8 protein-coding genes, 1 pseudogene and 1 other annotated feature are annotated in these 13,601 nt (G+C 34.5%); of the genes and pseudogenes, 8 read left to right on the forward strand and 1 reads right to left on the reverse strand.

The annotated features are described in order from the left end of the window. The 7 genes and pseudogenes from dnaA to NST87_RS00035 form a co-directional block, all read left to right on the forward strand. Positions 1–1,368, forward strand: coding sequence for a chromosomal replication initiator protein DnaA (dnaA, locus tag NST87_RS00005; protein WP_040030048.1), 1,368 nt, complete (start codon positions 1–3; stop codon positions 1,366–1,368). Positions 1,369–1,608: 240 nt separating this feature from the next. Continuing rightward, positions 1,609–2,739, forward strand: coding sequence for a DNA polymerase III subunit beta (gene dnaN, locus NST87_RS00010; protein WP_340721118.1), 1,131 nt, complete (start codon positions 1,609–1,611; stop codon positions 2,737–2,739). A 735-nt stretch (positions 2,740–3,474) separates the two neighbouring features. After that, positions 3,475–3,708, forward strand: coding sequence for a S4 domain-containing protein YaaA (gene yaaA, locus NST87_RS00015; protein WP_171027031.1), 234 nt, complete (start codon positions 3,475–3,477; stop codon positions 3,706–3,708). Continuing rightward, a complete protein-coding gene (recF, locus tag NST87_RS00020; RefSeq protein ID WP_040030050.1) occupies positions 3,705–4,820 on the forward strand; it encodes a DNA replication/repair protein RecF in 1,116 nt (371 codons plus the stop codon). The genes yaaA and recF overlap by 4 nt, the downstream gene beginning before the upstream one ends. A 12-nt stretch (positions 4,821–4,832) precedes the next feature. Then, positions 4,833–6,773 (forward strand): DNA topoisomerase (ATP-hydrolyzing) subunit B, encoded by a 1,941-nt coding sequence (gene gyrB, locus NST87_RS00025; RefSeq protein ID WP_172459305.1) that lies wholly within the window; start codon positions 4,833–4,835, stop codon positions 6,771–6,773. Between the two features lie 35 nt (positions 6,774–6,808). Then, a complete protein-coding gene (gene gyrA / locus NST87_RS00030) occupies positions 6,809–9,496 on the forward strand; it encodes a DNA gyrase subunit A (RefSeq protein ID WP_040030052.1) in 2,688 nt (895 codons plus the stop codon). 565 nt (positions 9,497–10,061) lie between these two features. Then, a pseudogene (locus NST87_RS00035) lies at positions 10,062–10,416 on the forward strand (transposase); the annotation flags it as partial. Between the two features lie 180 nt (positions 10,417–10,596). Here the strand turns inward: NST87_RS00035 and NST87_RS00040 are convergent. Continuing rightward, the gene (locus tag NST87_RS00040) at positions 10,597–11,412 is read right to left on the reverse strand and encodes an NAD(P)H-hydrate dehydratase (protein ID WP_406928398.1); all 816 of its coding nucleotides are present in this window, start codon (positions 11,410–11,412) and stop codon (positions 10,597–10,599) included. A gap of 376 nt (positions 11,413–11,788) precedes the next feature. Between NST87_RS00040 and hutH the strand changes: the two genes are divergently transcribed. After that, positions 11,789–13,291 (forward strand): histidine ammonia-lyase, encoded by a 1,503-nt coding sequence (gene hutH, locus NST87_RS00045; protein ID WP_071562290.1) that lies wholly within the window; start codon positions 11,789–11,791, stop codon positions 13,289–13,291. Between the two features lie 91 nt (positions 13,292–13,382). Continuing rightward, positions 13,383–13,579 (forward strand) — a binding site (T-box leader). Positions 13,580–13,601: the final 22 nt, after the last annotated feature.

Here is a 13,601-nt window from a genome sequence, read left to right on the forward strand (position 1 = left end):
ATGTCAGAACAAGAAATTTGGGAAAAAGTTTTAACCTTAGCTCAAGAAAAAGTCAGCTATCCTAGCTATCAAACTTTTTTGAAAGATACAAAACTTTATTCGTTACAAAATGATGAAGCTATTGTAGTCATCGACGATCCTTTTGTAGCTAATTGGTTAAAAACACATTATGTTGAAATTGTACAATCTGCATTATATGAAGCTATTGGTCACGAAATCATGCCAGTATTTTACTCTGAAGATGAATTAGAAAGTTTAAAATCTGAAAAAAAACAAGATGTTAAGCAAAGCGCTAATGAAAAAGAAGTAGACCTTGATACTGTTGATGTAGCAAAAGTTGGTGATGAACAATTCAATATCAACAATACATTTGAAACATTTGTCATTGGTCCCGGAAACAGATTCCCACACGCTGCAAGTTTAGCTGTAGCCGAAGCACCGGCCCAAGCATATAATCCACTATTTATATATGGTGGTGTAGGATTAGGTAAAACCCATCTAATGCATGCTATTGGGCATTATGTCTTAGATAATAATCCAGATGCCAAAGTAATCTATACATCTAGTGAAAAATTTACCAATGAATTCATTAAATCTATCCGAGACAATAAAACAGAACGTTTTAGAGAAAAATATCGTAATATCGATGTGCTCTTAATAGATGATATACAATTCATTCAAAACAAAGAACAAACTCAAGAAGAATTCTTCCACACATTTAATGATTTACATCAAGCGAACAAGCAAATTGTTATTTCTAGTGATAGACCTCCTAAAGAAATTGCTAAATTAGAAGATCGACTACGTTCTCGCTTTGAATGGGGATTGATAGTAGATATTACACCACCAGACTACGAAACGAGAATGGCGATTTTGCAGAAAAAAATTGGTGAAGAAAATATAAATATTCCCACTGAAGCCTTAACGTATATCGCTAATCAAATACAATCAAATATACGTGAACTTGAAGGTGCGCTTAATCGTGTATTAGCCTTTTCAAAGTTACAAGGACAACCTATCACAACCGAATTAACGGCAGCTGCACTGAAAGATATCATCCAAGCACCTAAATCTAAAAAAATTACTATACAAGATATCCAAAAAGTTGTTGGAGAATACTATAGTGTAAGAATAGAAGATTTTAGTGCCAAGAAACGTACAAAATCGATTGCTTATCCACGTCAAATTGCTATGTATTTATCACGTGAATTAACTGACTTTTCGCTACCTAAAATCGGAGAAGAGTTCGGTGGACGTGATCATACTACTGTTATTCACGCACATGAAAAAATAGTAAAAGATATCAATAATGATCCGACATTTAAACAAGAAGTTGAAAATCTTGAAAAAGAAATTAGAAACCCATAAAACGATCTGTACTATAACAGATTATTCAATCAATTTAGAGGTATAACAAAATAACTTATTTTTTAATTTTGTGGACAATGTGCAAAAGTAATACACACTGTGCACAAGTTATCCACAGTCGTCGAACAATGACATGATTGTATTAATTTGAGTTATCCCCTAATCCACAAGCCCTACTACTATTACTACGGGTTTAAAACCTATATAATTATTATATAAACGACTGGAAGGAGTTTAAAAATGGAATTTACAATTAGAAGAGATTATTTTATAAATCAATTAAATGACACATTAAAAGCAATCTCACCAAGAACTACATTACCTATACTAACGGGTATAAAAATTGAAGTTAAAAACAATGAAGTCATACTTACTGGTTCAGATTCAGAAATCTCAATAGAAATTACGATTCCTAAACAAGTAGATGGAGAAGACATTATTGAAATTACAGAAACTGGTTCAGTTGTACTCCCTGGTCGTTTCTTTGTAGATATTATTAAAAAACTACCAGGAAAAGAAGTTAAATTATCAACAAATGAACAATTCCAAACTTTAATAACTTCTGGACATTCAGAATTTAATTTAAGTGGTTTAGATCCAGATCAATATCCTTTATTACCACAAGTTTCTCGTGATGATGCGATTCAACTATCTGTAAAAGTGCTTAAAAACGTGATAGCACAAACGAATTTCGCAGTGTCCACCTCAGAAACACGCCCAGTACTTACTGGTGTTAATTGGCTTATACAAGATGATGAATTAATATGCACAGCAACTGACTCACACCGCTTGGCTGTGCGAAAAGTGACTTTAGAAGATGAATCTGAAAATAAAAATGTCATTATTCCAGGTAAAGCTTTAGCAGAATTAAATAAAATTATGTCTGATAGTGAAGAAGATATCGATATTTTCTTTGCCTCAAATCAAGTATTATTCAAAGTTGGAAATGTAAACTTTATTTCACGTCTCTTAGAAGGTCACTATCCAGATACTTCACGTTTATTCCCAGAAAACTATGAAATTAAAATAGGCATAGATAACGGAGAATTCTATCATGCTATTGATCGTGCATCTCTATTAGCACGTGAAGGTGGAAACAATGTTATTAAATTAAGTACAGGTAATGAATTAGTCGAATTATCTTCTACATCACCAGAAATTGGTACTGTGAAAGAAGAAGTGAAAGCAGATAACGTTGATGGTGGCAATTTAAAAATTTCATTTAACTCTAAATATATGATGGATGCACTTAAAGCAATCGATAACGATGAAGTTGAAGTCGAATTCTTTGGTACGATGAAACCATTTATTTTAAAACCAAAAGATGATGATTCAGTTACACAATTAATTTTACCAATTAGAACATATTAAATTTTTTGTTCAACAGAGAGCCTGAGACAGATTTATGTCTCGGGTTTTTTATTGTGGATATTTAAAACCTAGTAAGCATAACTTAGGGGTGTGGATAGAAATCTAATTTTATTAAATAGATTTCATCGTCTCACCTGGCAAGAATGACTAGAATTGACAGAAGCTTGATTTATAACGCATTTTCAGTTTAGTCATCTACTGCCAATGTGAAATGAGATTGAGGCGAGACTATTATGTCTCAACTTTATGTCACATATAAATGATTGCTTCATTCTTTTTATTTCGAAGTAATTTCATAAGATAAAACGTGTATATTGATAAAGACATATTAATCATAAACATTTACCGTTACTTACATGCTATTTAGAGCTTAAATATAAGCAATTTAATCTTTTTCAGACTTATGATACCTAAAGCGAATAAATAAGCTGAGAAAGTCGTTAAAATTCAAAATCATAACATTGCCGTTGAACTCATATAAAAAATCCTTATGAAGTATTGCTTAGTTAAAAACATTAATAATTAATTTTTTAGTTAGAATCTTTTTTAAAGAAATAGAATATTAGGAATAAAAGTTTGTTATAATATATGAGTGTTACATTGTTAAAAGTACCTTCGTAAATAAATTTCAATAATAGTAAAAATTATACATAAGAAAACGCTTTCTATCTGCATTTTGCATGAAATTTTTCTCGAAAAAAGGTATAATATATAGATGAGTTTAAAAGGAATGGAGTGATTGATTTGGTTGAAGAAGTAATTGTTGATGGAGACATTACTTTAGGGCAATTTCTAAAGACAGAAGGTATTATTGAATCTGGTGGTCAAGCGAAATGGTTCTTGCAAGATTTTGAAGTAATGATCAATGGTGAGCGCGAAATGCGTCGTGGTAAAAAATTAAACCATCAAGATAACATCGTTATACCAGAAGTCGGTTCATTTTTGATTATACATCAAGGTGAAGAATGAAACTAAAGACACTCCAGCTAGACAATTATCGTAACTATGAGTCAATTACCCTAAATTGTCACTCTGAAGTCAATATATTGATTGGCGAGAATGCGCAAGGGAAGACTAATTTATTGGAATCTATTTATACACTAGCATTAGCCAAAAGCCACAGAACATCAAATGATAAAGAACTCATACGTTTTGATCGAGACTATGCTAAAATAGAGGGTGAACTCAGTTATAGATATGGAGAAATGCCTTTAACGATGTTTATAACTAAAAAGGGTAAGCAGGTTAAAGTCAATCACTTAGAACAAAGTAGACTGACACAATATATCGGTCACTTAAACGTTGTCTTGTTTGCACCTGAAGATTTGAATATTGTCAAAGGCGCACCTCAAATAAGACGTAGATTTATAGATATGGAACTTGGACAAATTTCAGCTGTATATTTAAATGATTTGTCTCAATATCAAAGAATTTTAAAACAAAAGAATAATTATTTGAAGCAATTGCAATATGGTCAAAAGACTGACAGCACTATGCTTGATGTCTTAAATCAACAATTTGCAACATATGCACTCAAAGTTACATTAAGACGTGAACATTTTATTAAAGAACTTGAATCATTAGCCAAACCTATTCATTCTGGTATTACAGACGAGAATGAAACACTGTCATTAAAGTACCTTCCTAGTATCAAATTAGATGCTGAAGAAAAAAGTGAGACGGAACGCTTAGAGGAAGTCTTAACTTTACTAGACGATAATAAAGATCGTGAAAAAGATAGAGGCGTCTGTTTATTTGGCCCTCACAGAGATGATTTAGGTTTCAACGTAAATGGTATGGATGCTCAAACTTACGGTTCGCAAGGACAGCAAAGAACGACGGCTTTATCAATCAAACTTGCAGAAATCGAACTGATGAATATTGAGGTAGGTGAGTATCCCATCCTATTACTAGATGATGTGTTAAGTGAATTGGATGATTCACGTCAGTCTCATTTATTGAGTACAATTCAACATAAAGTGCAGACATTTGTGACGACAACATCAGTTGATGGCATTGATCATGAAATTATGAAAAACGCTAAACTTTATCGCATTAATAATGGCGAAATTATAAAGTAACGGAAAGTGAAGGTGGAAGCATTGTCAGATGTGAACAACACGGAAGATTATGGTGCTGGTCAGATTCAGGTATTAGAAGGTCTAGAAGCGGTTCGTAAGAGACCAGGTATGTATATAGGCTCAACTTCAGAAAGAGGACTACATCACTTAGTTTGGGAAATTGTTGATAACAGTATTGACGAAGCACTCGCAGGTTATGCTGACCAAATCGACGTTATTATTGAAGAAGATAATTGGATAAAAGTAACAGACAATGGTCGTGGTATTCCTGTTGGTATACAAGAGAAAATGGGACGACCTGCCGTTGAGGTTATTTTAACTGTGCTACACGCTGGTGGTAAATTCGGCGGTGGCGGTTATAAAGTTTCCGGTGGTCTACATGGTGTAGGTTCTTCTGTTGTAAATGCTTTATCAGAAGATTTGGAAGTGTATGTATACAAGGATGAAAATATATATCATCAAGCATATAAAAAAGGCATACCTCAGTTTGATTTGAAAATCATTGGGAAAACCGATGAAAGCACTGGTTCTACAGGTACTGCGATTCGTTTTAAAGCTGATCCAGAGATATTCACTGAAACAACAACATATAATTATGAAGTATTGCAACAACGTATCAGAGAACTGGCGTTTTTAAATAAAGGTATCTCAATTACATTAAAAGATGAAAGAGAAGAAGAGGTTCGTGAAGATACTTATCACTACGAAGGTGGTATAAAATCTTACGTTGAAATGTTAAATGAAAATAAAGAACCTATTCATGAAGAACCGATTTATGTACATCAATCAAAAGATGATATTGAAGTTGAAATAGCGCTTCAATACAATAAAGGCTATGCTACAAATCTTTTAACATATGCGAATAATATTCACACTTATGAAGGTGGTACTCATGAAGAAGGCTTTAAACGAGCGCTTTCTCGTGTGTTAAATAGCTACGGTCTTAACAGTAAAATCATGAAAGAAGATAAAGAAAGACTTTCAGGTGAAGATACACGTGAAGGTTTAACGGCTGTTGTTTCAATCAAACATGGTGATCCACAATTCGAAGGGCAAACTAAAACTAAATTAGGTAACTCCGAAGTACGTCAAGTTGTTGATCGTATATTCTCCGAGTTGTTTGAACGCTTTTTATACGAAAATCCACAAGTAGGTCGAACAATCGTAGAAAAAGGGATTATGGCATCACAAGCACGTCTTGCAGCTAAAAAAGCGCGTGAAGTGACACGTCGTAAATCTGCGTTAGAAATTTCAAGTTTACCAGGGAAACTTGCAGATTGTTCTAGTAAAGACCCTTCTCGAAGTGAAATTTTCATCGTCGAAGGGGACTCTGCCGGAGGGTCTACAAAATCTGGTCGTGACTCAGAAACGCAAGCCATTTTACCGTTACGTGGTAAGATATTGAACGTTGAAAAAGCACGTTTAGATAGAATTTTAAATAATAATGAAATACGTTCTATGATTACTGCTTTTGGTACTGGTATTGGTGGAGAGTTTGATTTAAGTAAGGCACGCTATCACAAGATTATCCTTATGACAGATGCCGATGTTGATGGTGCACATATTAGAACTTTATTATTAACATTCTTTTATCGCTTTATGAGACCGTTAATTGAAGCTGGATATGTTTATATTGCACAGCCACCATTATTCAAATTGACACAAGGTAAACAGAAATACTATGTGTTTAACGAACGTGAATTAGAAAAACTTAAAGCTCAATTGGATCCAAGTCCAAAATGGTCTATTGCACGTTACAAAGGTCTTGGTGAAATGAATGCTGATCAATTATGGGAAACAACTATGAATCCAGAAAACAGAGCTATGTTACAAGTATCATTAGATGATGCGATTGAAGCAGACCAAGTTTTTGAAATGTTAATGGGCGATGTTGTTGAGAACCGTAGACAGTTTATTGAAGATAATGCAGTTTATGCAAACTTAGATTTCTAAGACAATGAACTGAATTTTTGAAGGAGGATATCTTGATGGCTGAATTACCTGAATCAAGAATAAATGAACGAAATATAACGAATGAGATGCGTGAATCGTTCCTAGATTATGCGATGAGCGTTATCGTTTCACGTGCGCTACCAGATGTTAGAGATGGTTTAAAACCAGTACATCGACGCATACTTTACGGCTTACACGAACAAGGTATGACACCTGATAAATCATATAAGAAATCTGCGCGTATTGTTGGGGATGTTATGGGTAAATATCACCCTCACGGTGACTCCTCAATTTACGAAGCTATGGTTAGAATGGCACAGGACTTCAGCTATCGATATCCTTTAATTGATGGCCAAGGTAACTTTGGTTCTATGGATGGTGATGGTGCAGCGGCGATGCGTTATACAGAAGCGCGTATGTCTAAAATCACACTCGAAATGTTGAGGGATATTAACAAAGATACGATTGATTTTGTTGATAACTATGACGGTAACGAAAGAGAGCCGGCAGTCTTACCTTCAAGATTTCCAAATTTACTTGTAAATGGTGCATCAGGTATCGCAGTAGGTATGGCTACTAATATACCGCCACATAACTTGACTGAAGTAATTAATGGCGTTTTAAGTTTAAGCTATAATCCAGATATTACGATTGCAGAATTAATGGAAGATGTCCAAGGGCCAGACTTCCCTACAGCAGGTATTATTCTTGGTAAAAGTGGTATACGCCGTGCATTTGAAACTGGACGTGGTTCTGTTCAAATGAGAGCAAGAGCTGAAATTGAAGAACGTGGTGGCGGTCGTCAACGTATCGTTGTAACAGAGGTTCCATATCAAGTAAATAAAGCCCGCATGATTGAAAAAATTGCTGAATTGGCACGTGATAAAAAAATCGATGGCATTACAGATTTACGTGACGAAACAAGTTTACGTACTGGCGTGCGTGTTGTGATTGACATACGTAAAGATGCCAATGCCAGTGTTGTATTAAATAACTTGTATAAACAGACACCATTACAAACGTCATTTGGTGTTAACATGATTGCTTTAGTTGATGGCAGACCGAGATTGATTAACCTTAAAGAAGCATTGGTTGAATATCTTGAACATCAAAAGATAGTTGTAAGAAGAAGAACAGAATACAACTTGAAGAAGGCACAAGACCGTGCACATATTTTAGAAGGCTTAAGAATTGCTTTAGACCACATTGATGAAATTATACGTGTGATCCGTGAATCTGATACAGATAAAGTTGCAATGGTAAGCTTGCAAGAACAATTTAAACTTACTGAACGACAAGCGCAAGCCATCCTTGATATGCGATTAAGACGTTTAACAGGTTTAGAAAGAGATAAAATTGAATCTGAATATAATGAATTAATTGCATATATAGAAGAACTAAAGGCGATTCTTGCAGACGAAGAAAAACTATTACAACTTGTTCGTGATGAGTTAATTGATGTTCGTGAACGCTATGGTGACGAACGTAAAACAGAAATTCAATTGGGTGGTCTCGACAACATTGAAGACGAAGACCTAATCCCAGAAGAACAAATCGTCATTACATTAAGTCACAATAACTATATTAAACGCCTACCTGTTTCAACATATAGAGCTCAACATCGCGGTGGTCGTGGTGTACAAGGTATGCAAACATTAGAAGAAGATTTTGTAAGTCAACTTGTTACCTTGAGTACGCACGATCATGTCTTGTTCTTCACGAATAAAGGTAGAGTGTATAAACTTAAAGGTTATGAAGTGCCAGAACTCTCCCGTCAGTCTAAAGGTATCCCAGTAGTCAATGCGATTGAACTGGATAATGATGAAACGATTAGCACAATGATTGCCGTTAAAGATTTAGAAAGTGAAGAAGACTACTTAGTATTTGCAACGTTAAAAGGTATCGTTAAACGTTCAGCATTACGTAATTTCTCACACATTAATAAAAACGGTAAGATTGCGATTGGTTTCAAAGAAGATGATGAATTGATTGCAGTGAGATTAACAGATGGTGAAGATGATGTATTAATTGGTACTGCTCATGGTTCTTTAATCCGCTTTAACGAATCAGCATTACGTCCTTTAGGTCGTACAGCTGCTGGTGTTAAAGGTATTACATTAAGAGAAGGCGACAGCGTCGTTGGATTAGATGTTACTAAAGCAGAAACAGATGATGAAATTCTAGTTGTGACTGAAAATGGCTACGGTAAACGTACGCCAGTTAGTGAATATCGTTTATCTAACCGTGGTGGTAAAGGTATTAAGACTGCTACGATTACAGAACGTAATGGTCAAGTTGTATGTATCACATCCGTCGAAGGTAAAGAAGACTTGATGATTGTTACAAATGCTGGTGTAATTATCCGTATCGGCGTTGAAGATATTTCACAAAATGGACGTGCAGCCCAAGGTGTAAGATTGATTAAATTAAACGACGATCAATTTGTTTCTACAGTTGCTAAAGTAGATGAAGAAGAAAAAGAAGCTGAAGAAATTGAACTTCAAGAAACAGAGAATGAGCAAATTGAAGATACTTCAAGTGACAGTCAACAATCAGAATCTGTCGTAACTGATGACCTATCAGAAGGCGTCGTTCATACCGAAGTTGAAGAAGATACAGATGAAGATGGTCGTCAAGAAGTGAGAAAAGACTTTATGGACCGTATCAATGAAGACATCGATAATAGTGATAATGAAGATACTGAAAACGAAGATGACGAATAATCTCAATTTTTAGAAGTAAACCAATAGTTACATTAAAAATTGAAAAATTTAAATATACAAGTGAGTTTGGGACATAAATCCCCATTCTCAAAATTAGAGGGTCAATCCTTAATATGGATTGGTCCTCTTTATATTTAAAAACTTACGATTTTGATCGTGCATGCTTGCCTGGGGATATGGTTCGAGCCTGTAGTCTCTCACTCATATCATTTCCCCGGGCGTCAGCACGATGCAAAATCGCTATAGGAAATGTGGTTTAATACAATAGAAACAGCTTCGTATTATTTAACTTATAAAGCTAATAGCAAGTCATATTTTTAATTAACCAAAATATATAACTTAATATGAAAACACATGATGGATGAGTCCATTTTATATAAAAACTTACGATTTTTGATCGTGCATGCTTGCCTGGGGATATGGTTCGAGCCTGTAGTCTCTCGCTCATATCATTTCCCCGGGCGTCCACACGATGCAAAATCGCTACAATTTATATTTTGTTGTTCAAAAAAATAAGGCCTTTACGTATAATTTAATAAGCACTATGTAAATTAAAGAGTCACATATGTATAAAAATTATTACGTGACTCAACATACACTACCAATGGAAACTTCAGTTTAGTATCCCACAAATGATATGTCACGATATGTGAAGAAAAACGTTGAAACAACCCTTGAAAATACATTCGATGAATTTAAACATCATCGTGGTGCTACATCATTTCATCCCAAAATGATGTTAATAATTATTCTATATCTCTACACACAATTCATATGTTTTGGTTGTAAAATAGAAAAACTGCTAAATGATCGTATCTGAATGCATGTGTCTATCACAAAATCAAACACCTTCTTATAAAACAATAAATCGTTTTAGAGTAAATCCTAAAGTAGATGCCCTATTAGCATCTTTAGTTCTTTGTATTAACGCACTTAATATAAGAAAAGTAGTAGCTCCACGAGACAACTATAATCAAAACAATATTAAAAAGGCAATTTCTATATTATTCAATAGAAATTGCCTTTTTCACTTGTCCAAGAACTTTATGTTCCAGGCTCATTTTATTTTGATTTAACATATTTATATCTTAGGTATTTATTTAGCTTTCCAATGCTTTCATGGCATATGGAATTTCGCTAATTAAATGGGAAGGTGGTACGACATACATTTTCTTTGATAGCTCTTCACCGATATAACTGTGTGTATAAGTAGCACTCGTAACCGCTTCTTTCGTGTCGTCGAATTGACCTACAAAACTTGTAATCATACCGGCAAGTGTATCACCCATACCGCCTGTAGCCATCGCAGGTGTACCAATTGGTAGTTTGTAATCTCCATCTTTGAAATAGATTTCAGTGCCATGCATTTTTAATACAATCGTTGCTCCAATTCTATCAGCAACTTCGCGATTACGTTCATAGGTTTGTTCTTCTATTGCAATGCCACTTAAACGTTCCCACTCTTTTTGGTGTGGTGTGAAAATAACATTGCAAGTTGGAATATCTGGCTTTAATTTACTAAATATAGTAATAGCATCTCCATCCACTATAAGTGTTTGGTGTGGTTGAATGTTTTGTAATAAGAACGTGATAGCATTATTTCCTTTGAAATCACACCCTAACCCAGGACCAATTAAGATACAATCTGTATTTTCAATCATTTTAGTGAGCATTTTAGTATCATTGATATCAATCACCATTGCTTCAGGACAACGTGAATGTAGCGCAGCATGGTTTGTTGGATGTGTAGCTACCGTAATTAAACCACTGCCACTATAGACACAAGCGCGTGCAGCAAGCATGATTGCCCCACCTAGATTCGCATTACCTCCAATTAAAAGAATTTTGCCATAATCACCTTTATGCGTTTCATCTTTACGTTTTGGAATGCTTACTGATGAAATTGTTTCCAACATTGAAACCCCCTTTAATCATATTAGTTATTTCAACTTTTAATTTGTATATTTGATCATTATTTTGTTGATTCGTAAGTTTGTACTTTTTGATAAGAATTGTGTATTTATAAGCTTTATGAAAGGTTTTCTCTGTAGCTTTTTTATTAATCTACTTTTTAAATACAATAGAAAATATTATACCTGCTTTGCACTTTAGTCAATAGGTAAAAGCATTAAGAATTTGTTTATTTTTAGAAATAATAAATTTGCCTTCTTTATCTTATTAAAATACTAATTTAATACCATGTTACGGATATGGAAGAACCTATTGTTCTTAAAAATATGGAAGCGTATACTCTAATTAATTGAAAATCATCAGAAGTAAGGAGATGGGGAAATGACATTACAGCTTAATGGTGAAAATTTAACAATTAATGCAATTAAAGATTTTTTATACCAAAGTGATGATGTAAAAGTAACAGAGGATGCATATGAACGTGTAAAACAGAGCCGGGTAACAGTAGAAAAGATTATAGATGATAAAGAAACAATTTATGGTATAACGACTGGATTTGGTTTATTTAGTGATGTGCGTATTGATGAGGGAGAATACAATCAATTACAAGTAAATTTAATTCGTTCGCATGCATGTGGTATTGGAAAACCTTTTTCACAGGATGTCGCCTTAGTGATGATGGTTTTACGTCTAAACACGTTGCTAAAAGGTCATTCTGGTGTGACAATCGATTTAGTAAATCAAATCATTTATTTTATTAACAATAGAATTATTCCAGTTATTCCACAACAAGGGTCTCTTGGTGCTTCAGGTGATTTAGCACCACTTTCACATTTAGCTTTAGCACTGATTGGAGAAGGTAGCGTCTATTATAAAGGTGAAGAAGTAGACAGCCGGCATGTCTTAAATTTATTAAATCGTGAACCTTTGAGCTTACAGGCTAAAGAAGGTCTTGCTTTAATTAATGGCACGCAAGCTATGACTGCACAAGGTGTAATTAATTATATAGAAGCGGAAGATATTGGTTACCAAGCCGAGTGGATTGCTGCACTTACACATCAAGCATTAAATGGTATTACGGATGCATATCATGAAAAAGTGCATCGCGTCCGAAATTTTCCAGAACAGATAGATGTTGCTTCACGCATGTTAGACTGGCTTGAAGGTTCTAAATTAACAACGACACAGGGAGAAATTCGCGTACAAGATGCTTATACATTACGTTGTATTCCACAAATACATGGCGCGAGTTTCCAAGTTTTTAATTATGTAAAAGAAAAGCTTGAATTTGAAATGAATGCGGCGAACGATAATCCATTAATATTTGATGAAGACGATGAGACATTAGTTATTTCTGGAGGTAATTTCCATGGTCAACCGATTGCATTCGCGTTAGACTTCTTAAAGTTAGGCGTAAGTGAATTAGCCAATGTTTCAGAAAGACGTTTAGAGAGATTAGTAAACCCACAATTGAACAATGGTTTACCTGCGTTTTTAAGCCCTCAACCAGGTTTACAGAGTGGTGCAATGATCATGCAATATGTAGCTGCAAGTCTTGTTTCGGAAAATAAGACACTCGCACACCCAGCTAGTGTAGATTCTATTCCATCATCAGCTAATCAAGAAGACCACGTGTCTATGGGGACGATTGCTTCACGCCATGGTTACCAAATGATTGAAAATGCACGACGTGTGTTAGCAATAGAAGCAATCATCGCACTTCAAGCAGTAGAATATAAAGATGTTGAAAAATTATCACCTAAAACCTATGAAAAATATCAATCTTTACGAAAAGTTGTACCATCTATCACTGAAGACCGCCAATTTCATAAAGACATAGAAGCTGTTTCACAGTATTTATTAGATCACGCTTATGCTAATTAAGGTTGAGTGAATTTTTAATGAACATTTAGCGATTGCATATCCTTGGCCTTGAAAAGTGATAGGTTATTTGCTATATTAAAATCAAGTTAATAAAGCTATTGTTCGTAGGCTAAGTAGTATTGTACTTTTGGTTTCAGAGAGCTTGTGGTTAGTGAGAACAAGTAACCAGAGTCAATGTGAATCTACCTATTATATGAGAACAATCGGGTTTAACCGTTATTTTGGTGAAAGTGCAGTCTCTTTTAGCTGTTAAATAGGGTGGCAACGCGTAAAGACCACGTCCCTTGTACAGGGATGTGGTCTTTTTTGT

This window comes from Staphylococcus sp. FSL W8-0271, assembly GCF_038006605.1.
Taxonomy (GTDB): domain Bacteria; phylum Bacillota; class Bacilli; order Staphylococcales; family Staphylococcaceae; genus Staphylococcus; species Staphylococcus cohnii.

Excerpts from the sequence above, each read along its gene's own strand:
- NST87_RS00040 (WP_406928398.1), bottom strand. The coding sequence starts at position 11,412 with ATGTTGGAAACAATTTCATCAGTAAGCATTCCAAAACGTAAAGATGAA.
- gyrA (WP_040030052.1), top strand. The coding sequence starts at position 6,809 with ATGGCTGAATTACCTGAATCAAGAATAAATGAACGAAATATAACGAAT.
- recF (WP_040030050.1), top strand. The coding sequence starts at position 3,705 with ATGAAACTAAAGACACTCCAGCTAGACAATTATCGTAACTATGAGTCA.
- dnaA (WP_040030048.1), top strand. The coding sequence starts at position 1 with ATGTCAGAACAAGAAATTTGGGAAAAAGTTTTAACCTTAGCTCAAGAA.
- dnaN (WP_340721118.1), top strand. The coding sequence starts at position 1,609 with ATGGAATTTACAATTAGAAGAGATTATTTTATAAATCAATTAAATGAC.
- hutH (WP_071562290.1), top strand. The coding sequence starts at position 11,789 with ATGACATTACAGCTTAATGGTGAAAATTTAACAATTAATGCAATTAAA.